Consider the following 22,786-nt stretch of genomic DNA (forward strand, 5'->3'; position numbering starts at 1 on the left):
TCCGACAAGTCTGGTTACGGTTCGGATTACGGCACCGACCGTGACTCGGCTTACGGTTCGAGTGAGAAGCCCGGCTATGGCTCGTCCGAGAAGCCTGGTTACGGTGCGACGGACGAGTCTGGCTACGGTTCGGGCGAGAAGCCCGGTTACGGTGCGACGGACAAGTCCGACGATGGTTCGTCGGAGAAGCCCGGCTACGGTTCGTCCGAGAAGCCTGGTTACGGCGAGTCCGATGAGTCTGGCTACGGCGAGTCCGACAAGTCTGGTTACGGTTCGGATTACGGCACCGACCGTGACTCGGCTTACGGTTCGAGTGAGAAGCCCGGCTATGGCTCGTCCGAGAAGCCCGGCTACGGTTCGTCCGAGAAGCCCGGTTACGGCTCGTCGGCGTACGGGAAGGCGGAGGGTTCGCCCGGGGTCGGCTCGGGCAACAACGTGCAGGTGCCGGTGCACCTTCCGGTGAACGCGTGCGGTGACACGGTCGACGTGGTCGGTCTGCTCAACCCCGCCTACGGCAACGACTGCGGGCACACCCCGCCGCCCACGAAGCCCCCCACCACACCGCCGACGAAGCCGCCGACGACGCCTCCCACCACGCCGCCGACGACGCCCCCCACCACCCCGCCGCCGGGTGGACCGCCGCCCACCCTGCCGCACACCGGCAGCGAGGCGATGCTGGGGGCCTCGGCCGTCAGTGCCGCGCTGCTCGTGGGCGGAACGATCCTGTACCGACGAGGCCGAGCCGTCTCCCGTCGGTAGTGCGCCGGGTGCCGGACCTCAGCGCCCGGCACCCGCGCCCCGCCCCCCGCCGCCGTTCCGCCTGCCCGCGGGGGCCGCGCCCGCCCCGATTCAGCCGTGCGGACGTCCCGCAGACCCGAAAGCCCTAACCGCACTGGCGGGACCCACTCGGATATGACTGAGTGTCAGTAACCGGTGGGACAGGTCCGACGCTGTCACCGGTCGCACAGGTCAGCCGAGTGCAGTGGAGGGAGGAGCGGGTATGGCTCCACGGCGGTGCAGGTCCCGGTCCGGGCGGTGGGCCGTGGCCGCGGCGGCGGTCACCGCGTCGATCGCGCTGGCGACCGGTTCCGGAATCGTGGCGGGAGAGGCACGCGCGACGGATCCCCCCGTCTCCGCCCGGCCCGCTCCGGTCTTCGGCGCCTACCTCGACTACGGCCCGAACGGCGTCGCCCGCATCGCCGAGCTGAGCCGCTGGCTGGGCGGGGCCGACCTGACGGTCGCCCACACCTATCTGCCCGGCGACCGCTGGAGCAACATCGAGGGCGCCCCCGGTTTCCTGGACGCCTGGGCGCGGTGGCGGCGCGAACGGGACGAGCGGATGTTCGTCCTCAACGTGCCCATGCTGGACCGCAACGAGGACCACGTCTCCGACGCCGAGGTAAGGGGGCTGCTGCGGCAGGGCGCCGCCGGGGCCTTCGACGGCCATTTCCGTGCCCTCGCCGAACGACTGGTGGCGCTGCGGGTGCCGGACACGGTGATCGTGCTCGGCTGGGAGATGAACGGCACCACCTACACCCATCGCTGCGGGCCCGACCCGCAGGCGTGGAAGGCGTACTGGAACCGGATCGTCAGCGCCATGCGCGCGGTGCCGGGGCAGAAGTTCCGGTTCGACTTCACGCCGAGCCGCGGCCTGGACGCCGTGCCCTGGACGCAGTGCTATCCCGGCGACGCCACGGTCGACGTCATCGGCATGGACTCCTACGACCAGCCGGCCGGGATGCCCTTCGACGAACAGGTCAGGGAGCCGTACGGCCTCCAGCGGCAAGTGGACTTCGCGCAGGCGCACGGCAAGCCGATCTCGTACGCGGAGTGGGGGTTGTTCCGCAACGGCGACAACGCGGAGTACATGCGCCGCATGCTCGCCTGGATCGACGAGCACCGGCCGCTCTACAACACGCTGACCGACTACTGCCCGCACGGCGTGTGGCAGTGCTCGCGGAACCCGAGGGCCGCGGAGGTCTACCGGTCGGTCCTCTCCGGCCGTGTCGAGGAGCCGGCCACGCCGACCCCCACGCCGCCCCCCACACCGACGCCGACCCCGCCCCCGACCCCGCCGGCCCCGAGCACACCCCCGGCCCCGAGCGCGCCGACGGCACCGCCCCCGGCGGACTGCTCGCCGCTGGAGCTGGGCGACTGGGTCGAGCACTGGCTCGGCGGGAAAATGTGCCTCCGCTTCGACTGGTGGTCACGGAATCGCCAGGCGCAGGCAGGCCCGTGAGGCGTTCCCGGCCGGCTGCCGGTGCGTGGGGGCCGCGCACGCGGCTCCCGGCGCCTCTTCGGTGCGCTCCCGCCACCGGCGGAGCGCCTGGCCGGCCCGCTGTCGGGCCGTCGCGCCGTACAGGGTCGCCGACAGCAGCGGCGCGGTGGTGCGGTGGGCGAGCAGCAGGCGCCGGTTGGCGACCGGTTCGGGGCGCCAGTGGTGTTTGTACGGCTCGTCGCCGCGCAGCAGGCTCAGCGAGCCGCACCCGGCGGCCTGCTCCGCGCAGGCGTCCAGCAGCATCACCGCCACGTCCGCCCTGCGTTCCCGCAGCCGCGGATGGGCGCCGTACAGATAGCCGCCGACCAGGCTCCGCGACAGCAGGGTCAGGTCGACGGCCACCACCTCCCCGTCGAGCCGGAACTCGGTGACCACCGCGTCGCCCGAACGCACCATCGGCCCCACCGCGCCCACCAGGTGCTCGGCGAACCGCGGCCGCAGGTGCTCGGGCGTCACCTTCCGCCCCTGCCACTGCAACCGGTGCAGCTCAAGGAGCCGACGCAGCGCCGCGTCCGTCCCGTCCGGCTCCACCGCCTGCCGCTGGACGCCCAGCGCGGTCAGTTTGCGCAGCTTGGCCCGCGTCCGCTGGGCCTTGCCCGACGGCAGCCGGGCCAGCAGGTCGGCCATGGGAACGGCGGGCAACTCCAGGCACAGCGAGTCCCGCAGCGCCCGGCGCGGTCCCGGCCAGTTCTCGTAGACGCGTTCCAACGCGCCGCCCGGCCGCACCTCGCGGAAGTCGATCAGTGCCGTGCGGGCGGTCGCCGCGAGCGCCGCGGTGAGCGCGGCCGTGGGCCGCCCGCCGACCGCGTCGGCGTCGTCGTCGATCAGTACGTCCCGGTAGTCGGAGACCGGCCCGCCCAGCGGCACCAGCGCGGGCAGCGGGCGGCGCACCAGCATCAGCGGCGCGGCGGCCACCAGTTCGCCGCCGGAGCGCACCAGCACCAGCCGCAGCCGGCCGGGCGTGCCGTACGACCGCCACCAGGAGTGCAGCCAGGCGTGGCTCTGGAACGGAGTCGCCGTGGCGCAGTGCCGGTACAGCCGCTCCCAGGCCGGGGCCAGTTCGGCGAAGACCCGCTCGTCGGTGTGGACCTCGGTCGTCAGCGCGGGGCGCGCCGTGGCGGTCGCCGTCATCGCTGGGCCTGTACGTCCGCGGCGACGGCCGGGCCGGGCACGGTCGCCGGAATCGCCGGAATCGCCGGAAGCAAGGTCTGCGGTGCGGTCCGCCGGGGCCGTACCAGCAGCGCCAGGCCGCCCAGCAGCCCGCCCGCGCTCGCCCCCACCAGCCCGGTCACCTCGCGGGAGGCCGAGGCCGGGGCGGCCGGCCGTACCGCGCGGGAGAACTGGAGGAGTTCCACGTGCGTGCTGTTCCTGGTGTCGGCGGCGCGCCGGATCATGGAGCGGGCCACGGCGTCGGCCATGTCGACGGCCAGGTCCGGGCGGGCCGAGCTGGCCGATACGGCGACCATCGGCGCGTCCGGCGAGGTCGAGGTCCGCACGCTCGACTGCAGGGTACGGGCCGGTACCCCGGCCCACACCTGTGCGTCGGCGAGCACCGCGAGTTGCGTGGCGACCCGGCCGTAGACCTGCGCGAAGCCGAGCGCGGCGGCCGGGTCGGACTGCTCGGTGGGGACGGCGACGACATAGCTGGTGGCCGTGTACTCGGGAGTCCTGAGCGTGCCGTACGCGCCGCCGACCAGGCCGCCGGCGACGGCGCAGGCCGCGAGCAGCGACCACGCGGGCAGTGACCGCGGGCGGCCGAAGCGGGCCGGCCGGGGCGACCGGGGCGGTCGGCTGGTGGGGTTGTCGGTCATGGTGGGCCTGCTTCCTCGGGGGATCGGGATGACGGGACCTGGCCGGGCGTGGGCCGTCCGGCCAGCGCCGCCGTGTAGACCTCCATGAGGCGGGCGGCGCTGCGGGCGATGTCGTAGTGCCGGGCGGCGTCCGGGACCGTGCGCGGTAAGGGGCCCGCGGCGCGGACGCCGGTGATGGCGCGGGCGTACTCGGCGGCGTCTCCGGGTACGCGGCGGGCGTGCGGGGCGGCCGTCGGCGGCAGGTCCTCGATCGCCGGGCAGGAGGTGTAGAGCACGGGCAGCCCGGCCGCCAGCGCCTCGACGACCGCGAGCCCGAACGCCTCCTCCGCGGACGGCGCGGCCAGCACGTCCATCGCCCAGGTGAGGGACGGCAGATCGGGACCGGGCGAGCCGTCGGGTGCGCACGGGCGCTCACCGGTGAACAGCACCCGGCCGGCGACCCCTGCCGTCCGGGCGGCGGCCCGCAGCGCGCCCTCCTGGGTGCCGCCGCCGACCAGCAGCAGCCGGCAGTCCGCGGGGAGCAGGGCCAGGGCCCGGACCAGGACGTCGAACCGTTTGCCCGGGGTGAGCCGGCCGACACCGCCGACGACGTACGCGTCCGCGGGCAGGCCCAGGGCGGCCCGGGTGCGCAGCCGCCGCACCGGGTCGAAGCGGAAGCGGGCCGCGTCGATGCCGTTGGGCACGGTCTCGATGCGCGGGCCGGGCACGCCCCAGTGTTCCAGCCGCCGGGCGACGGTCGGGGAGACGGCGACCGTGGTACGGCCCAGCCGCTCCCCGGCGAGATACAGCGCGCGGACCCCGGTCGTGAGCCGGCGGCCCTCGATCCGGGAGTCGCCCAGGGAGTGCTCGGTGGCGACGACCGCCCTGACCCCGGCGATCCGGGCGGCGATCCGGCCGTACAGGCAGGCCCGGTAGAGGTGGGTGTGCACGAGGTCGTAGCCGCCGCGGCGGATCTCCCGCACCAGGCGGGGCAGCGCGGTCAGGTCGCGGTTGCCCGTCATGCCGAGGTGCGCGACCCGCACCCCGTCGGCGGTCAGCGCGGCGGCGACCGGGCCGGGCTCGGTGAGCGTCAGCACGTCGCAGTCGACGGGCAACCGGCCGAGCAGCAGCCGCAGTTGCTGCTCGGCGCCGCCCACGCCGAGCCCGGTGATGATGTGCAGGACCTTCACCGCAGCCCCTGGACCGGGCGGCGGCGCAGCCGGTGCAGCCGGCGCTTGAGGAACAGGCGCGGCGCGGTGTCGTGCTGGCCGAGGTGGATGCGGGGCAGGGCGTGGACGCCGCTGAGCGGGCCGGGGTCGATGGCGCAGGCGTAGCCGTATCCGGCGTCCCGTACGGCGGCCACGGTCCGCCGGTCCACCGAGCCGTAGGGGTAGCAGAACCCGCCGACGGGCCGGCCGGTCAGCTCGGCCAGCAGGGCGCGGCTCTCGGCGGCCTCGGCGCGCAGCGTGCCGGCGTCGGCCGCGGTGAGGTCGACATGGGCCAGTCCGTGCGAGCCGATCTCCACGCCCTCGTCGGCGGCCCGGCGGACACCGGCCGCGGTCAGCAGCGGCTTGCGCGGGCCGAGCGGATCCCAGTCGTTGTCGCCGCCGAGCCGGCCGGCCAGGACGAACAGGGTGGCGTTGCAGCCCCAGCGGCGCAGCACGGGCAGGGCGTGGGCGAGGAAGTCGGCGTAGCCGTCGTCGAAGGTGAGCCCCACCAGGGTGGGTGCCGCGCCCCGGGCGCGGGCGGCCAGCAGTTCGGCCATGGACACGCCGCGCAGACCGCGCCTGCGCAGCCAGCGGAGCTGCCGGTCGAGGCGGGCCGGGGTGACCGTGATGCGGTACGGGTCCTCGGAGCGGTCGCCCACCGAGTGGTACATCGCCACCCAGGGCACCGGGCCCGGTCGGTCGGCCGCGGGGACGGTGGAGGGGGCGGCGGCGAGAGCGGTGTGCTCAACGGAAGAGACCATGCGCGAGCCTTCGTGTGACGGTGCGTACGGAGCGGAGTGCGGGCGTGCAGCCCTCGGCGCCGAGGGCGCAGCAGAGCAGGACGAACACGGCGGTCGTCGTCGCGCCGCCGACGGCCAGGCCCGCCGACGGCGTCCGGACCAGGTGCGCGGCCGACGCGCCCGCCGCGGTCGCGACCACGGCCGCCCGCAGCGGCCGGCTCAGCTCGGCCAGCACCCGCCGGGTGCGGATGGGTACGGCGCGGGCCACGCGACCCGGGCGGCCCGCGCCGTGCGGACCGCCGTCGCGCAGCCCGTACAGCAGCAGCGTGGCGGTGACGGTGATGCCGGTGGCGTTGCCGGCCGCGATCCCGGTGACACCCCAGACGTCCACGCCCAGGGCGCCGATCCAGGAGGTCACGACGATGCCGGCGGCCATCGCGCCGACCGGGTACCAGGTGGCGCGGCCCGCCGAGAAGTACGAGCGGACCAGCGCGCCGACCAGGGTCTGGCCGAGCAGCCCGAGTGCGTACACCCGCATCACGTCCGCCGTCGCCGCGGTGTCCCGCGCGGTGAACGCGCCCCGCTGGAAGAGGAGTTCGACGAGCTGCGGGGCGCACGCCACCACCAGGGCACCGCCCAGCAGTACCAGGCAGGCGGCCAGCGCCAGATCGCGCTCCACCCGGGTGCGGGCCCGCTCGGTGTCGCCCTCGGCCAGCGCCCGCGCCACCACCGGGAAGGTGACCGTGCACAGCATCAGCGAGAGCGCCATCGGGATCTGGGCCACCTTCTGGGCGTAGTTCAGGTGCGAGATGGCGCCCGGCGACAGGCGGGAGGCGAGGAACCGTTCGACGAGGACCTGGGACTGCCGGCACAGGGCGAACAGCAGCACGGTGGCGAGCAGGGTCAGGCCCATCCGGCGGGGCCTGTCCACGGCGGCGGACCCGGCAGCACCTGCGGACCCGGCAGCACCTGCGGAGCCGGCAGTCCCTGCGGGGTCGGCGGGTCCGGTGGGGTGGGTGGAGGCGGGTCCGGTGGAGTCGGCGGTTCTGGTGGAGTCGGCGGGTGTGGCGGATGCGGCGGGTGCGGCGGGTGTGGCGGGTGTGGCGGACACGGCAGGCCAGGGGCCGGCGTCCGTCGCGTGGCCGCCGCGCAACTGCCGCCACAGCGAGGGCAGTTGTACGGCGATCATCAGACAGCCGCCGAGCGCCACCCCGGCCGCCGCGGAGCGCACGCCCCAGCCGTCGCCGAGGAGGAGCATCGCCGCGACGATGCCCAGGTTGTAGACGACGTAGATCGCCGCGGGGGCCACGAAACGACGGTGCGCCCGCAGCGCCGCGCTGCAGTACCCGGCGAGTCCGAAGCTGAGCGCGCAGGTCGCGGTGAGCCGGGTGCAGTCGACGGCGAGGCCGGGGTCCGGCAGCCCCGGGGCCAGCGCCTCGACGAACTGCGGCGCGGCGCCCGCGATCAGCGCGGAGACGGCGGCGAAGGCCAGCGACAGACGAGGGAGGGTACTGGCGACCAGGGTGCGCACCGGGTCGCCCGGTGCTCCCTCGGCGCGTCGGGCCAGCGCCAGGCTGAACACCGGTACCAGCGCGAAGGCCAGCCCGTCCTCGATGAGCAGCGTGGCCGCGAACTCCGGCACGGTCCAGGCGACCAGGAAGGCGTCGGTGTCCTGGCCCGCGCCGAACAGCCGGGCCAGCGACTGGTCCCGGACCAGCCCGAGCAACGCCCCGACGATCGACAACGCGGCTGTGACCAGCGTGGCCTTGGCTAGAAAACGCTGTGAGTCCGGGGCGGGGCGGGGGGTCGTTCCGGGGCGCGCGGTTGTTTCGGGGCAGGGGGTCGGTCCGGGCTCGGTGGTCGTTTGTGGGTGTGGGTGTGGGTGTGGGTGCGGGTGTGGGTGTGGGCCGGGGTGGGGGGCGGCGTCGGGCGGGGTGGGGCGGGTGTCGGGGTCGGGCGTGGGGTCTGGTTCGGGTGGGGTGGTGGGGCGGGTGTCGGGGTCGGGCGAGGCGGCTGGTTCGGGAGGGGTGGTGGGTCGGATGTCGGCATCGCACGGGGCGTCTGTTCGGGAGCGGGCGGACGGTACGGCCTGTGCGGTGCCGGGCCGTACGCCAGGGGTTTGTGCACTCCTGGAGGAGGACGCGTTCATCTGCCCGCGCCCTCCCTCTCGTCGACGCTGCCTCCGCCGTCGGCGGCCTTGCCGCCCGCGACGGCCGCTCCGCTGTCGGCGGCTGCTCCGTCGGCGATGACCTCTCTGCCCTCGGTCGCCCCACCGTCGCCGCCGCCCCCTCCCCGAGCGGCGCCCGTCGCGGTCACCCCGTCGTCGGTCGGCGTGCCGCCGCCCAGCAGGGCCCACCAGCCCGCCAGACCCAGGAGGACGGCGGTCAGGACCGTCGAGGAGCCGCCGATGTCGGCGTACCCGAAGTCGGTCAGCTGCCAGACCAGCAGCCCGCAGGCGACGAGTCCGCACTCCCCGGCCGCCGTGCGCTCCGCGCCCGGCCGGGCGGCGGCCCGGGTGCGCCACACCCGCCGCAGCGCGCACGCCAGCAGCGCCAGCCAACTGCCCGCGAGGGCCAGCAGCCCGGTGAGACCCTGCTCGGCGAGGACCAGGAGGTACATGTTGTGCGGGGACAGCAGCGGCTGCCTGCGGTACGCGGCGCCCGCGCCCTCGGTGTCGCTGCCGGAGGAGAGCGCGAGCGGGGCGTGGCCGTCCCGGTACTCGGGGAAGGACTTCAACCCCACACCGGTCAGCGGGTGTTCGCGCCACATCGAGGCCGCGGCGGCCCACATGGAGTACCGGTCGACCACCGACTGGTCGGGCGAGTCCGCGACCTGCGTGATGGAGCTGACCCGTTCCTCCAGCAGCGCCGTGCCCACCCCGAGGCCGCCCACCAGGATCACGCCCGCCGCCAGCACGGCCGCCGCCACCGCCAGCGCCCGCCGCAGCCCCGCGGCCACCAGCTGTACGGCACAGGCCACCGCCGTCGCGATCCAGGCGCCCCGGCTGAAGGACAGGGCGAGCGGCACCAGCAGCGCGAGGGCGCATCCGGCGGCGAGCACCCGCCGGTGCGCGGCGGACCGCCCGAGCGCCAGGCCGACCGCGCAGACCACGCCGAAGGACACCACGGTCGCCATGCCCATCACGTCCTGCGCCCCGAACGTGCCCACCGCCCGGATGTCCGCGCCCCGGTAGGAGGCGCCGGTCCCGGTGACGTACTGGTGCACCCCGAGCGCGCCCTGCCAGCCGGCCAGGCCCACGAACGACCAGGCCAGCAGCGTGAAGTCGCGGCGGTCGCGGATCAGCAGCAGCACGGCCGCCGGGACGAGGACGAAGATCTGGAGGTAGCGGCCGAGGCCGGCGAGCCCGGCGCCCGGCGAGGCGGCGCCCATCGCGGCGAGCGCCAGGCCGACGACCGGCAGGCCGAGCACCACGGCGGCCGGTGCGGACAGCGGGCGGCGCCGGTGCCGTACCAGGAGCAGCGCGCAGTGGACGACGACCAGCGCGGAGACCGCGTCGGCCGGTCCCGCGCCGCCGCCGTCCGCGGCGGTCGGCGGCAGTGCGAGCAGGGCCGGCATCGCCAGCACGGGCAGCATCGGCAGCAGCCGCGGCAGCGGGGAGGGCCGGCGGGCCGGTGGCCGGGCGGTCCGGTCGGCCGGCGGCGGGAGGGTGCGGGTCATCGTCAGCTCCCGGTGGACCGTACGAGCGCGGCCGCGGTGCGCAGCAGGATGCAGACGTCCTGCCACAGCGACCAGTTGTCGATGTACGCGTTGTCGAACCGGGCCCGGTCCTCGATCGAGGTGTCGCCGCGCAGCCCGTTGATCTGGGCGAGCCCGGTGATGCCGGTCCGCATCCGGTGCCGGGCCGCGTAACCCGGGTAGGTCTGGCTGAACTGGGCCACGAAATAAGGGCGTTCGGGGCGCGGGCCGACCAGGCTCATGTCGCCGCGCAGCACGTTCCACAGCTGGAGCAGCTCGTCCATCGAGGTGCACCGCAGGAAGCGGCAGAAACGGCTCATCTCGGGCTCGCTCGCCACGCTCCACCGGGTGGCCGCCTCGTGCTCGTCGGCCGGGCGGTGGGTACGGAACTTCAGCAGCGTGAAGGGGCGGCCGTCCTGGCCGATGCGTTCCTGGCGGAAGACCACGCCGGGCCCGCCGACGATCCTGAGCGTCGCGGCGCAGCCCAGCAGCACCGGGCCGGCCAGCACCAGCAGGATGCCGGACACCAGCACGTCCAGCACCCGCTTGACCGCGCTGCCGCGCCGCCGGGCGTCCACCTCCAGCCGGCGGCAGGAGAATCCGGCGAGCTGGTCACGGGTCTCGTACGCCGGTGAGTCCGCGTCCACCTCCCACACCGCGCAGCCCGACTCGGCGAGCGCCCGCAGCAGCGGCCCCTGCGCGGTGCGCACCGCGGGGTCGACGGTGAGCACGGTCCGCACACCGTGGCGGACCAGGGCCCGTTTCACCTCGGTGCCGGTGGTGAGCACGGGCAGTCCGCCGGCGCCGCCGCCGAAGTCCTCGGCGTCCTCAGCCACGACACCCACCGGCCGTACGCCGCACCGCGGATGGCGCAGCAGCGCGGCGGCCACCCGCTGCCCGGTCGCCGCCGGGCCCACGAGCAGCGCGGGGCGCGGGCGGCGCAGCAGCGATCGGTGCCGGTGCCCGCGTACGAGGCCGCGGCCCGCGCAGCACACCGCCGCGTGCAGCGTCCAGCCGAGCAGCAGGTCGCGCGGGGACAGCGCGCGGTCGGGCGCGAACGCCGCCAGGACCGCGGCGAGGCCCAGCCAGACGATCGCGATCCGGCCGCAGACGGCGGGCAGTTCGTCGAGGACGCCGGGCACCGGAGGGTCGGTGCGCGGTCGCAGCAGCAGGGTCGCGGACACCAGCAGGGCCGCGAGTACCGGGCGGTGCCCGGCCGGGCCGAGCGTGCAGGCGCCCAGGAGGGCGGCGGCCAGGTCGGCGGTGAGCAGGGGCAGCGGGGACGGGTGGCGCGTGGGCGGCCGGTGCACGGGGAACCGGAAGCCGTCGGCCGGGCGCGGCGGCAGGACCGCGACGGTCGAGTACCCGTGGTCGCGTGGCTGCGTGCCGGGGGAGGGGACGGTGCTTTCGGCGGTCACGGGCGGCTGGACTCCCTGCACTGGGACGGCACGGCGGGCGCGGCGCCGAGGAGTTCGCGGTACAGGTCCGTGACCGCCTCGGTGGTGTGCCGTACGTCGTGGGTGGTCAGGACGTGGCGGCGGCCGCGTGGGCCGAGCGCCGTACGCAGCGCCGGGTCGAGCAGCAGGGCGGCGAGGGCCCCGGCCAGCGCCACCGGGTTCCCGGGCGGGACGAGGCAGTGTGCGGCGAGACCCGGCGGCAGGCATTCGCGGGCGCCGTCGACGTCCGTGAGCAGCACCGGCCGGCCGCAGGCCATCGCCTCCAGCGGGGCCAGCGCCATGCCCTCCCAGCGGGAGGGCAGGACCACGAGGTCGGCGGCCCGGTACCAGGGCGCGGCGTCCGCGACGGCGCCCGCGAACGCCACCGATGGCGGGGCGCCGGTCCGCAGCCGTTCCCGGTCGGGTCCGTCGCCGACCAGCACGAGCCGGGCGCCCGGCACTTGGCGTACGACGCCGTCCCACGCCCGGAGCAGGACGTCCTGCCCCTTCTGCGGGCACAGCCGTCCCACGCAGACCACGAGCGGGGTCGCCGGGTCCGTGGCCGGGGCGGGTGCGGTGGCCAGGACGGACCCGGGTGTGTCGGACCCGGGTGTGTCGGGCGTGGGTGTGTCCGCCGCGGGCGTGTCCGGCGCGGGTGGCGTGTCCGCCGCGGGTGTGTCCGGCGTGGGTGTGTCCGGCGCGTGGCCGGCGGTGGGCGGGCGGTGCGGGTGCGGGGATCCGGGTTCAAGGGCGGGTGCGGTCGCGGCGGCGGCCTGGGGGGCGGCGGCCGGCGGGGCCGCCGCGGTGCCGGGCGGCTCGGGGCTGAAACGCAGCGGGTCGACGCCGTTGGGGATGACGCTCCAGCGCGCGCGGATCCCGGCGCGTGCGCCGGTGGCGCGTTCCGCCTCGCTCACGCACAGCACCCGGGTGGCCCAACGCGCCCCCCACCGCTCCCACTTCAGCGCCAGCGCGGCGGTGACCCCGTCGACCGCCTCGAACGACCAGGCGTGCGGCTGGAAGACCGTCGGGATCCGGCCGCGCACCGCGAGCCGGCCGGCGAGCCCGGCCTTGGCGCTGTGCGCGTGCACCAGGTCGGGCCGTACCCGTGCCACCAGCCGGTCGAGCCGGTGCACCTCCCCGGCCAGCCCGGGACCCGGCGACCGGGTCGCCCGCCAGTGCCGTACGTCGGCGCCCAGTTCCCGTGCCCCGGCGGCCAGTTCACCGCCGGGGCAGCCGACCGTGACCCGCAGGCCGGCGGCGAGCTGGGCGCGCGTCAGGTCCAGGACGACGCGGGCCACTCCGCCGTCGGCGGGCTGGGCGAGGTGGAGGACCCGGAACCGTGGGTCGGTTGCTGAGTGGTGCATACGCGGGATTCCTCGCTCACGGGGGACGCTCGGGACTGCGGGCGGGAACGCGCCGGGGCTCAGGCCAGAGGCGTCAGAGGTCAGAGAGGGGCGGAGGTCGGACCTGGAGAGGCCAGAACGGGGGAGAACAAGGAGCGGTGGTCAGGCCGTGGGTGGTGCGGAAAGACTGCGTGGTGGTGTGATTTGATGGCTTATAGGGGTGTTTGAATAGTTCCGCAACTCTAACTGCTATCCGTATTAATCCAGAGGAATATGCCAGTGTGTCGGAATAGTGAAGGTTGCCCCATCTGGAGATCACTCCACTGGCGGCACAACTCGGCGGAGTGCGGCGCGTTGACACAGCGCCGGGCAGCCGCCCGGATGTTTGTGTCGATCCCAAGGAGCACTTCTCCATGTCGCGTATCGCGAAGGGCTTCGCCCTGACCACTGCTGCCGTCGCGGCCGTCGCCGGTGGCGCCGGTGTCGCCGCCGCCGACAGTGACGCGCAAGGCGCTGCCGCCCACTCCCCGGGCGTGCTGTCGGGCAACGTCGTCGAGGCCCCGGTCCACGTGCCGGTCAACCTCTGCGGCGACACCGTCGACATCATCGCCCTGCTGAACCCGGCGTTCGGCAGCGCCTGCGAGGACGACTGACGGGGCGGCAGATCCCTCTCGCCGGCCGTCCTCCCGCGGCTCACCGCGGAAGGGCGGCCGGTTCGCGTTCCCCCTAACGGGGGTCGTCGGCGACATTCCGGCGAGGCACTCTTGACAGGCGTCCCCACCAGGGAAGACGCCCCCGGAGAGGGCGGCCGGTGATCGCGTGCCGCGTGCGAGCGGTTGCAGACGGCGACGGGCGATTTCACGTGGGCTCAAGATCCGACGCACCGCGAAAGGAACACCCCATGCGTCTGCCCGCACGGCGTATCGCGTCCACCGCTCTCTGCGCCACCCTGCTGGCCGGCATCACCGGCCCGGCCGCCGTGGCCGCCGACTCGTCCCGGGAGCGCACCCACGCGGCGTCCCGTGCTCCGGTTCCCGGCGCCGACACGGTCCTCGCCCAGACCAAGAGCCTGGCCAACCTCGGTGCCGTGCTCACCCCGGCCACCGACCTGCTCAACCAGGCGCTCCAGAACGGTCAGCTGACCCCCGACCAGGCCCAGAAGCTGGTCGACGCGGTGAAGGCGGCCATCGCCCAGGTCTCCGCGGCGGCCCCGGCCGCGCCGTCGCTGCCCGTGTCGCCCTCGCTGACGAAGCACGGCGCGGCCGGCGAGGAGGGCGCGGCCGGTGAGGACGGCAAGGCACCCAAGGCCAAGGACCTCCAGGGCGACGCGCTCGCCGCCCTGCAAAAGGCCGTCGACGCGCTGCTCGCCGCCGTCACCTCCGGCGACGTCAGCAAGGTCCTGCCCGCGGCCGCCGCGGTGGTGACCGGCCTGGTCAACTTCGTCGCCGCGACGGTGCTCGGCGGCGGCCTGCCCGCCCCCGACCTGCCGGGCCTGCCCGCCCTGCCGAGCCTCCCGGTACCGGCGCCCTCGCTTCCGGTGCCGGCGCCTTCGCTCCCGGTCACCACCCCGGCACTGCCGACGAGCTGACCCGGCGCCGAGCCGCCTTTCCGACCGGCCGTCGGACCGCCCGCCCCCTGGCGCGGCCGGCCCGACGGCCGGCGGCTTTCCCGTCCTCGCCCCGGTTCCGTCGGGGATCTCATATGTCTTCCGCGTACGGGGTTTCCGCCCGGCCCGGACCTCGTTGAGCACGGCGTCAGAACTTCCCGAGGTGACGTGAGTTGCCGAGAAAGGAACACGATGAAGTCCCTGAAGGCTGCCGCTGTCGTTGCCGGTTCCGTGGCCCTCGTGGGCGTCGCCGCGCCCGCGTTCGCCCACAACACCGCCGACCTCACGCCCACCAGCCTCAACGGCGCCGTCAACACGCTCACCAAGGGTCCCCTCACCGTGGACGACGCGATGCCGCTCAAGCACCAGTCGAACGCGCTCAACACCGAGAAGAAGGGCTCCGCGCTCAACGCGGTGAAGGGCGCGACCGGGGCGGTCAACCAGCACAACCCGCTGCTGGGCGGTCTGCCCCTACAGGGCTGAACCGCTTCGTCCGGAGCCGTTCGAGGGACGCCGGGAGGCGTCCCTCGTTCGTGTGGCGGCCCTCGCGTCAATGCGCCGGTCGGGTGAGAAGACGCCAGGCGGCGCCCTGGTCCGTCGGTAGGGTCGCGCGGTGACCTCAACCCCAAGTGAAACCCGCCCGTTCCGCCCGGCCGAGCTGGGCACGCTCGTCGTACTCGCCTGGAGCGGCGAGGCCGCCGACGGATCCGACATGCCGTACCTGCTGGCGTACTCCCTGGGGGACGCCGAGGGCGGCGGCGACGTGACGTCCGCCGCGGTCGAGCGGCTGCTGGAGAACAACGGACTGCCGGTCGGCGGCGACCTCGTGGACGGCACCGCCAGGCCCAGCCTGCCCGCCACCCTGCTCGTGCAGTCCGGCCAGGCCGTCGTCACCCTGCCGCCGCTCAACGCCCAGTGCCCCGCCCCGCCGGAGTGGCTCGCCGCCGTCGCCGAACGCGGCTACGCCTACCTGGTGTTCACCACCCGCGCCTGGCCCGAGGCCCAGCCCGGCCTGACCCTGACCCCCGAGCAACTGGCGGCCTTCGTCGGCGCCGAGGAGACCCTGACCGCTGCCGCGCACGTCATCCTCCCGGCCCGCAGCCTGCGCACCTGACGCGCGGGCCGGTGGCGCCGCGGTCCGCGCCGGGGACTCCGACCAGCTGACTAATGCTGCACGCGGGCGGTTCTTGCACTGCGCGGCGAATTCGGCTCGTTACGCGGTACGGACGTCGATTCCCCCGCATCCTGAAAGGGACCGTACCTGACATGAAGTCGACCACCCGAGGAACCCTTGCCGCCGTCGCCACCGGCGTCGCGGCCGTCGTGGGGGCCGCCACCCCCGCCGCCGCGGTCGGCACGGTCCCCGTCCCGGTGCCGCTGGACGGTGTGGAGAAGTCCCTCCACGTGCCGATGCCGAAGCTCGCCGTCGAACTGCCGATGCTGATGCCGGGCGCCCCCGAAGGACCCCGGTACGTCGAGGGACAGCTCCTCCCGGCCCGCACCCTGCCCCAACTGCCCATCGGCGGCAGCCTGCCCGGCGCCGGTCTTCAATCACCCCTGCCGAAGGCCCTGGGCGGCTTCGACCGGATGCGGGTCGGCGCACCCGCCTCCGACATCCGGGCCCTGGCCCCCGGACTGTCCGCCGACGCCCCCCTCACCGCGCCGAACCCCGACGCCTTCGGGCTGCCCGGCCTCAAGCTCCCCCAGGCCGGCGTCCTCGCCCCGGTCGTGCAGGGGGTCCCGACCGCGGACCTGGGCCTGGGCTCCGGCCGGTGACCGACGAAACCGTTCCCCCGGGGGGATTCCCCCGGCGGGGCGGCGCGTGTGCTCCGCCCGGCCGGTGCCGTGCCTGCGTACGGCTGATGCGGCGGTGACCGCCGGAGCCCTCCGGCGGTTACCGGTGCGCAGACCGAAACCGTACGAGGAGGAGCCATGGTCGTCAGTGCCGACGGAGTACCGGTGGGCGCGGAGCGGGCGAGCGGGAGCCGGGAGAGAACCGACCCGCCGGAACGGACCCGGCGGGAGGCAGGGCGCGTCCTGCTCGGCACCGCCGCGGCCCTCGCGTTGACCCCGCTCGTCGCGGCCTCCCGCCCGGCGTGGCCCGCGGGCGCGTCCGCGGGCCACGCCTTCGACGAGACCTACCAGGGGCGCCGCATCCGGGGCGCCCCGGTCCCCGCCGAACGCTCCGTCGGCGACGCGCACTGGCTGGTCACCGTGGACGGCCGTCCGCTGCATCTGATGCGACGCGCCGACGGCACCTGGCTGACCATGGTCGACCACTACAGCTCGTACCCGACCCCGCTGGAGGCGACCCGCGCCGCCGTCGACGAACTCGGCCCCGGTCAGGGCCTGCGCGACCTGGCCCCGGGACCGGTCGGCGGGGGACACCGGCATGCGGGAGGGCCGCATGGCGTACGTGCGTAAGGACGCGAGCACCCTGACCCGCGCCGAGCGGCGGCGGTTCACGGGCGCCCTGCTGGAGATCAAACGGACCGGCGAGTACGACGAGTTCGTGCGCACGCACGTCGAGTTCTTCGTCGGGGACGGCGACCCGGGCCTGCGCGCGGCCCATATGACGCCCTCCTTCCTGCCCTGGCACCGCCGCTTCCTGCTGGACCTGGAGACCGCCCTGCGCCGGGTCGACTCGTCGGTGACGGTGCCGTACTGGGACTGGACCAGGAACCGCGGCGCGACCTCGGTGCCCTGGACCGAGGACCTGCTCGGCGGCAACGGACGCCGCTCCGACCGGCGGGTGACCACCGGCCCGTTCGCCTACGGCGGGGGCCGCTGGACCATCAGGGAGGGCATCACCGACGGGGAGTACCTCACCCGGGACCTGGGCCGCTCCCGCGACCCCATCCAGTTGCCCACCGCCGCCGACCTGAAGCGGGCGCTCGACGACCCGGTCTACGACGTCTCGCCCTGGAACTCGACGGTCACCCGGGGCTTCCGCAACAAGCTGGAGGGATGGGGGGCCGGCCGGGGCAGCGTCTCCTGGCTCAACCACAACCGGGTGCACCGCTGGGTCGGCGGCGCGATGCTCACCGCCGCCTCCGTCAACGACCCCGTCTTCTGGCTCCACCACGCCTTCGTGGACCTCCAGTGGTCCCGCTGGCAGCAGCGCCATCGCAGCCACCGCTACCTGCCGGCCGAGCCGCCCGGAGCGGGCAGCCCGCAGCGCGGCCGGATCGTCGCCCGGCACGAGAAGCTGCCGCCGTGGGACGTGACACCGGACGAACTGGAGGACATGAGCCGGATCTACCGGTACGCCTGACCGGGTCCGCACACGGGAGAGCCCCGGCGGGTGCGCCGGGGCTCTCCCGTGCCGGTGGCCGGCTCAGTGGCCGTAGCCGTACCCGCCGTGGCCCGTCTCGCTGTCGCCCTGGTTGGCGCAGGCGTCGCCGAACGCCGGGTTCAGCAGGCCGACCACGTCGATGGTGTTGCCGCAGACGTCGACCGGGACGTTGACCGGGACCTCGGCCAGGTTGCCCGACAGCACACCGGGCGAGCCGGTGGCCGCGCCCTGGGCATCCGCGTCGGCCAGGGCCAGACCGGCCCCGCCGAGCATCACGGCACCCGTGCCGAGAGCGACGACGGCCGCCTTCGCCATGCGAGACATCACGTACTCCTTAGTTGCTCGATGAGCGCGACGGCAGGACAGCGCCGCCGCACCTCCCGTTCAACGCGGGGGTTCCGTGCTGGTCACGGCGGTGGTGAAGGGATCACCCGGATTGCAGCCCACGGCCGCCGGAGGCGGCGTCAGGGCAGCCTGCGGACCGGGGCGCCCGCCAGGTACGCCTCGATGTCCTCCACCGCCTGGCCGTAGAACGTCGCGTAGTTGGCCCGTGAGACATAGCCGAGGTGGGGTGTCGCCAGCAGCCGGGGCGCGGTGCGCATCGGATGGTCGGCGGGCAGCGGTTCGACGTCGAACACGTCGACGCCGGCGCCCGCGATCCGGCCTTCGCGCAGTGCCGCAAGCAGCGCCTCCTGGTCGACGATCGCCGCGCGGGAGGTGTTCACCAGATGGGCCGTCGGTTTCATGAGGGCGAGTTCGGCGGCGCCGAGCAGCCCGCGGGTACGGTCGCCGAGCACCAGGTGCACGGAGACGAAGTCGCTGCCGGCCAGCAACTCCTCCATGGTGGCGGCACGTTCGACGCCCACCTCCGCGGCTCGCTCCGGGGTGAGGTTCCGGCTCCAGGCGCTGACCCGCATGCCGAAGGCGAGACCGACCCGCGCGACCTGGCTGCCGATTCGGCCGAGCCCGAGCAGGCCGAGCGAGCGGCCGTGCAGGTCGGCGCCGACGGTGGACTGCCAGGGGCCGCCCGAGCGCAGGGACTGGCTCTCCTCGACGATCCCGCGGGCGAGGCCGAGCAAGAGGGCCCAGGTCAGTTCGGCCGCCGGGGCGGACGAACCCTCCGTACCGCACACGGTGACGCCGTGTGCCTCGGCGGCGGCGTAGTCGATGACGCTGTTGCGCATGCCGGAGGCGACCAGGAGCCGCAGCCGCGGCAGCCGGGCGAGCAACGAGCCCGGGAAGGACACGCGTTCGCGCAGGGTCACCACGATGTCGAAGTCGGCGAGGGCCGCGGCGAGCGCGTCCTCCTCGGCGATGTGCTTGCGCAACGTGACGACCTCGACGCGGTCCGCGAGCACCGACCAGTCGGCCGACTCGGCCGCCACACCCTGGAAGTCGTCCAGCACCGCACAGCGAAGCCGCATACGTTCCTCCCTCCCGGCCGTCCGGCCGGTTCTCCGTTCCAGCCGGTCGACTGTACCGGCCGGTGCGGAGGCATGCCACGGGGTGGCGGGGAGGCAGGAGTGCGGGGGTGCGATTCGCGATCGTGACCGGTGGGAAGGCCCGTGGGTCGAGGTGCCGTGGCCGCTTGCCGTGTGCTGCCTGCCGCGTCTCGCGCGAAGGTCAGAAGTCATGGGCAGCCCGCTTGTTGCCGGCGGTCGGGCCGGGCCCTCGGAGTGATCGCGGAGGTGCTTGGATCCCGTAGGATGGCCGTCAACGTGAGCGGCGCGCTTCACCTTTCGTAAGCATGTTCCGACGGGTTTCGCGTGTCATACGTCTGCTCATAGGCCGACTTGATCATTCATGGCCGACATGTTCGTCTGTGTCTTGAGGAGCAACACCCTGATGGGCTTTCCAGAAACCTCGCTCTACACCGCCGGTGACACCTCGATGATGCCGGGGATGTTCCGCTGGATGTGGTGACACCGCGCGTCGCCGGCTCCTGAGGGGGGTTTCAGGAGCCGGTCGATTCGTGTCCGGCCAGCAGCGCGAGCAGTCTCTCCGCCTCGGCGTCTGCGCCGAGGCGTTGATATGTGGCGGCAGCCTGTTCCGCATACCGCCGGGCCCGTTCGGTGCCGCGGGGGAGTAGGAGGGCGGTCCGGGCCAGTCCCGCGAGGGCCTGGGCTGTACCCAGGGGGAAGTCGATGCTCCGGGCCACGTCGAGGGCCCGGTCATAGGTCCTGAAGGCGATGTCGAGCCGCCCTGACTCGCGTTGGACGTCCGCCGTACCGATCAACGCCCGTAATTTCTCGTACGGGTTGTCGATGCTGATCGCCACCTGCTCCGCCATGGTGAGGTGCAGCAGCGCCTCGCCCCGGCGGCCGGCCGCGGCGTGTGCCCGTCCCATGCTGATCAGGACGTCGGCCTCGCCCAGGACGTCGCCCCCGGTCCGGTGGGCGGCCAGGGCCTTGCGGTAACAGGCCAGCGCGCGGTCCGTCTGCCCCGTCGCCTGGTGGACCGCGCCCAGGTTGGTCAGGAGGATTCCCAACTCCTGTCGCCCGCCGTGCTCTTTCATGATAATAAGGGATCTTTCGTAACAGTCGCGGGCGTCGTCGAAGCGCCCCTGTAACGCGTGCAGTTCGCCGCGGTTGTTCAGTGCCTGGGCGAATCCATAGGGGTCGGGCAGCATTTCGTAGATGTCCTGCATGAGCTGCACCCGGTGCAGGGCTTCGTCGTACTGACCCGCGTAATGCAGCGCCGCGCCTTCCACGTTCAGGCAGCCGGCCTCCCCGGCCCGGTCGCCGGCGCTGCGGTAGAGGGCCCGGGACTGTTCCAGTACGCGCAGGGCCGGGCCGCCCTGGCCGGCCGCGAGGTGGGCGCGGCCCGTCTGGAGGAGTGCGTCCGCCCGGCCGACGGCGTCCCCCAGGTCCTCGTAGATCGACCGGGCCTCGGCCGCGCGGCGCAACGCCTCGTCATGGTTGCGCTGCGCCAGCAGATCCGCGTGGTCGGTCAGGGTGCGGGCGAGTGCCGAGCGGTCGTCCGAGGCGCGCAGGACCGGTATCGCCGCGGCGAAGAGATCGGCCGCGGCGTCCCAGGTGCCCCACAGCCTGAGGGAACGGGCCAGGACGCTCGGGAACAGGGCGGCGTACTCCGGGTACCGGTCCGCGGCGGTGCGCGCGACCGCCAGGAGGTTGGCGTGCTCCACGGTGAGCCACGCCGGGGCCTCGTCCGGGTCGGCGAACTCCAGGGCGTAGCGGGACTCCCGTTCCGGGCCGAGCGGGAGCGCCCGGCGGTGCGGGTGGGCGAGCCGGTCGGCGCGGTGCGCGGTGGTGAGGTGGTAGGCGACGAGGCGGCCGACCGCCGCGTGCCGGGCCTCGGCCGGATCCGTCCGGGCGGCCGTCTGGAGGCCGAAGGCGCGGGTCAGGTCGTGCAACCGGTAGCGTCCGTGCACGGGTTCCTCAAGGAGGCTGGAGTCCAGCAGTTCCTCGACGTGCCGCTCCAGCCCTCCCGGTTCGCTCTCGAAGTCCGGCCCGGCCAGGGCCGCCGCGGCCCGGAGCGTGATGTCGGGACCGGAGTGCAGGGCGAGACGGCGGAACAACCGCTGTGCCCGTTCGCCGAGTTCCGCGTACGAGAACTGGAAGATCGCGGCGATCACGGCGTCGAACTCCTTGAGGGGGTCCGTCGCCCGGGTCAGCCGGTCGAGGAGATCCTGGAGGGCCCAGGAGTCCCGGTGCCGGAGACGGCTCGCCAGCAACGTCACCGCGAAAGGGTGGCATTCGCACGCCTGTACGATGCGGGCCAGGGCCTCGGGTTCCGCGGACGACCGCGCGGTGCCGACGATCCGGGTGAAGAGGGCGGCCGCCTCCGACCTGGACAGGGCGTCCACGAGCAGCCGGGTGGCGCTGCCGAGCCCCGCCAGCCGGTTGCGGGTGGTCACGATCACCCGGCACGTGGGGGTTCCGGGCAGCAGCGGGTCGACCTGGGCGGCGTCCCGCGCGTTGTCGAGCACCACGAGCGCACGGCGCCGGGCCGTCCACTCCCGCCACCGGGCCGCCCGCTCGTCCAGGGTGCCCGGCAGCTCACCGGACCAGCCCGCCGAGTGCAGCAGGACGGCCAGGGCCTCGGCCGGGTCGAGCGGTTGCTGGCTGCTGAAACCCCGCAGGTCCACGAAGAACCGGCCGTCCGGGTAGGCGGCGGACAACAGGTGCGCGGCGTGCAGGGCCAACGTGCTCTTGCCGATGCCGGGCATGCCGTGCAGCACGGTGACGGGCAGCGCGCCCGCCGAGTCGTTCTCCGGCGCGGACGCGGAGAGCAGGATGCGTAACTCGCCGCTGCGTCCGGTGAAGTCCTGGGTGTCCCTGGGCAGGAAGTTGCGGGGGTCCGGCACGACCGGGCCGGACCCGGACCCGCTCGCGGCCGCGGCCACGGGCTCCGGGGCAGGGAGCGCGAGGGTGTCGTCCTGTTCGAGCATGCGGAGATGGAGGTCCTGGAGTTCCGCGCCCGGCTCGATCCCCTGGACCTCGTGCAGTTCCGTGCGGGTGTCCCGGTAGACCTTCAGCGCCTCGTCGTGCCGCCCGGAGCGGTACAGGGCCAGCATCAACATGCCGATCACCCGCTGCGCGAACGGATTGTGCGCGGCGAGTTCCTGGAGTTCGCCGATGAGGTCGGCGTGCTGCCCCGACTCCAGCTCCAGGCCGATCCGTTCCTCGCGGACCCGGCGGTGGTCCTCGGTCAGCCGGGCGCGTGCCGACAGCGCCCACGGGTTGTCGGCGAACTCGGTCAGCGGCTCGCCGCGCCACAGCGCCTCGGCGGCCCGCAGCAGCCCGATGGCCGCCGTACGGTCGCCCCGTGCCGCCGCGGCCGTCGCGTCCGTCCGCAACTGCTGGAACTTCAGCAGGTCGATGGCGCGCGGGTCGGCCCGCAACCGGTACAGCCGGGACGAGGGCCGCTCCACCTGGGCCAGGTCCTCGCCGACCGCCTGGCGCATCCGCTTGCGGAGCCGGGAGAGATAGCTCTGGAGCGTGTCCAGGGCCGCCGGTGGCGGCTCGCCGTTCCAGACGCGGTCCATCAGCGTGTCCACGGACACCGGTTCGCCCCGGGCGTGGACCAGCACCGCCAGCACACGGCGCTGCATCAGCGATCCGAGCGCGTACCGCTGTCCTCCGTGCCACAACTCAAGCGGTCCCAGCGCAAGAAGTTCCACGATCACCCCCGACGGGTGTGCTTCTTCCTGCCGCCCACGGCAGCGCCCGCACATCTGTGCAGCACTCCGTTCACTGTTCTGCGGGGGCCCGGGGTGGAGGCAGGGGCGCATCGGAGCGCGCAGGGCGCACGGAGCCGGACGAGTGCGGCCATGGTCCCCGCCCGGCCGCTCGGCGACCGGGAACCGACGTTCCACAGGAGTGCAGGATTCCTGCAAGCCCGCCGTCCAGAACCCGGGGCATCCCCCCGTCA

Annotated in this window: 20 protein-coding genes; 9 read left to right on the top strand and 11 right to left on the bottom strand. The window is 74.4% G+C overall.

Annotated features, from left to right (window positions below):
* The coding region (locus tag ACFC09_RS10565) for a chaplin (RefSeq protein ID WP_376525669.1) at window positions 1–759 on the top strand (759 nt) is incomplete at its 5' end.
* A gap of 241 nt (window positions 760–1,000) precedes the next feature.
* A complete protein-coding gene (locus ACFC09_RS10570) occupies window positions 1,001–2,239 on the top strand; it encodes a glycoside hydrolase family 26 protein (RefSeq protein WP_376525671.1) in 1,239 nt (412 codons plus the stop codon).
* Here the strand turns inward: ACFC09_RS10570 and ACFC09_RS10575 are convergent.
* The 8 genes from ACFC09_RS10575 to ACFC09_RS10610 all read right to left on the bottom strand — a co-directional run bounded on the left by ACFC09_RS10575 (window position 2,207) and on the right by ACFC09_RS10610 (window position 12,512).
* Window positions 2,207–3,409: a GNAT family N-acetyltransferase gene (locus ACFC09_RS10575; RefSeq protein WP_376525672.1), complete on the bottom strand. Its 1,203-nt coding sequence runs from the start codon at window positions 3,407–3,409 to the stop codon at window positions 2,207–2,209. The two genes, ACFC09_RS10570 and ACFC09_RS10575, sit on opposite strands and share 33 nt — an antisense overlap.
* Entirely contained in the window at window positions 3,406–4,089 is a 684-nt protein-coding gene (locus ACFC09_RS10580; RefSeq protein ID WP_376525674.1) for a lipopolysaccharide biosynthesis protein, read from the bottom strand. Before ACFC09_RS10580 ends, ACFC09_RS10575 begins: the two co-directional genes overlap by 4 nt.
* A complete protein-coding gene (locus tag ACFC09_RS10585) occupies window positions 4,086–5,258 on the bottom strand; it encodes a glycosyltransferase (RefSeq protein WP_376525675.1) in 1,173 nt (390 codons plus the stop codon). Before ACFC09_RS10585 ends, ACFC09_RS10580 begins: the two co-directional genes overlap by 4 nt.
* Window positions 5,255–6,037, bottom strand: a complete 783-nt coding sequence (locus ACFC09_RS10590; protein WP_376525677.1) for a polysaccharide deacetylase family protein — start codon at window positions 6,035–6,037, stop codon at window positions 5,255–5,257. Before ACFC09_RS10590 ends, ACFC09_RS10585 begins: the two co-directional genes overlap by 4 nt.
* Window positions 6,021–7,775: a lipid II flippase MurJ gene (locus tag ACFC09_RS10595; RefSeq protein ID WP_376525961.1), complete on the bottom strand. Its 1,755-nt coding sequence runs from the start codon at window positions 7,773–7,775 to the stop codon at window positions 6,021–6,023. Before ACFC09_RS10595 ends, ACFC09_RS10590 begins: the two co-directional genes overlap by 17 nt.
* Window positions 7,776–8,161: 386 nt before the next feature.
* Window positions 8,162–9,694, bottom strand: coding sequence for an O-antigen ligase family protein (locus tag ACFC09_RS10600; RefSeq protein ID WP_376525679.1), 1,533 nt, complete (start codon window positions 9,692–9,694; stop codon window positions 8,162–8,164).
* Between the two features lie 2 nt (window positions 9,695–9,696).
* Window positions 9,697–11,130 carry a sugar transferase gene (locus ACFC09_RS10605; protein ID WP_376525681.1) on the bottom strand — a complete coding sequence of 478 codons (1,434 nt, stop codon included), beginning with the start codon at window positions 11,128–11,130 and terminating at the stop codon, window positions 9,697–9,699.
* A complete protein-coding gene (locus ACFC09_RS10610) occupies window positions 11,127–12,512 on the bottom strand; it encodes a glycosyltransferase (protein WP_376525683.1) in 1,386 nt (461 codons plus the stop codon). The genes ACFC09_RS10605 and ACFC09_RS10610 overlap by 4 nt, the downstream gene beginning before the upstream one ends.
* A gap of 392 nt (window positions 12,513–12,904) precedes the next feature.
* Between ACFC09_RS10610 and ACFC09_RS10615 the strand changes: the two genes are divergently transcribed.
* The 7 genes from ACFC09_RS10615 to ACFC09_RS10645 all read left to right on the top strand — a co-directional run bounded on the left by ACFC09_RS10615 (window position 12,905) and on the right by ACFC09_RS10645 (window position 17,371).
* On the top strand, window positions 12,905–13,144 hold the full coding sequence (locus ACFC09_RS10615; RefSeq protein WP_376525685.1) for a chaplin: 240 nt from the start codon (window positions 12,905–12,907) through the stop codon (window positions 13,142–13,144).
* A 248-nt stretch (window positions 13,145–13,392) separates the two neighbouring features.
* Complete coding sequence (locus tag ACFC09_RS10620) at window positions 13,393–14,079, top strand: hypothetical protein (RefSeq protein WP_376525687.1); 687 nt, start codon at window positions 13,393–13,395, stop codon at window positions 14,077–14,079.
* Window positions 14,080–14,289: 210 nt separating this feature from the next.
* The gene (locus tag ACFC09_RS10625) at window positions 14,290–14,580 is read left to right on the top strand and encodes a hypothetical protein (protein WP_376525689.1); all 291 of its coding nucleotides are present in this window, start codon (window positions 14,290–14,292) and stop codon (window positions 14,578–14,580) included.
* Window positions 14,581–14,710: 130 nt separating this feature from the next.
* Entirely contained in the window at window positions 14,711–15,211 is a 501-nt protein-coding gene (locus tag ACFC09_RS10630) for a DUF5949 family protein (protein WP_376525691.1), read from the top strand.
* A 152-nt stretch (window positions 15,212–15,363) separates the two neighbouring features.
* Complete coding sequence (locus tag ACFC09_RS10635) at window positions 15,364–15,873, top strand: hypothetical protein (protein WP_376525692.1); 510 nt, start codon at window positions 15,364–15,366, stop codon at window positions 15,871–15,873.
* Window positions 15,874–16,029: 156 nt separating this feature from the next.
* On the top strand, window positions 16,030–16,521 hold the full coding sequence (locus tag ACFC09_RS10640) for a tyrosinase family oxidase copper chaperone (protein WP_376525694.1): 492 nt from the start codon (window positions 16,030–16,032) through the stop codon (window positions 16,519–16,521).
* Entirely contained in the window at window positions 16,505–17,371 is an 867-nt protein-coding gene (locus ACFC09_RS10645) for a tyrosinase family protein (RefSeq protein WP_376525696.1), read from the top strand. The genes ACFC09_RS10640 and ACFC09_RS10645 overlap by 17 nt, the downstream gene beginning before the upstream one ends.
* A 63-nt stretch (window positions 17,372–17,434) precedes the next feature.
* On the opposite strand, the gene ACFC09_RS10650 is transcribed toward ACFC09_RS10645, so the two are convergent.
* The 3 genes from ACFC09_RS10650 to ACFC09_RS10660 form a co-directional block, all read right to left on the bottom strand.
* Window positions 17,435–17,716: a chaplin gene (locus ACFC09_RS10650; RefSeq protein ID WP_376525698.1), complete on the bottom strand. Its 282-nt coding sequence runs from the start codon at window positions 17,714–17,716 to the stop codon at window positions 17,435–17,437.
* Window positions 17,717–17,856: 140 nt separating this feature from the next.
* The gene (locus ACFC09_RS10655) at window positions 17,857–18,816 is read right to left on the bottom strand and encodes a D-2-hydroxyacid dehydrogenase family protein (RefSeq protein ID WP_376525700.1); all 960 of its coding nucleotides are present in this window, start codon (window positions 18,814–18,816) and stop codon (window positions 17,857–17,859) included.
* 530 nt (window positions 18,817–19,346) lie between these two features.
* Window positions 19,347–22,535 (bottom strand): BTAD domain-containing putative transcriptional regulator, encoded by a 3,189-nt coding sequence (locus ACFC09_RS10660; RefSeq protein ID WP_376525702.1) that lies wholly within the window; start codon window positions 22,533–22,535, stop codon window positions 19,347–19,349.
* Window positions 22,536–22,786: the final 251 nt, after the last annotated feature.

The sequence above is a fragment of the Streptomyces sp. NPDC056161 genome (assembly GCF_042268025.1).
Classification (GTDB): domain Bacteria; phylum Actinomycetota; class Actinomycetes; order Streptomycetales; family Streptomycetaceae; genus Streptomyces.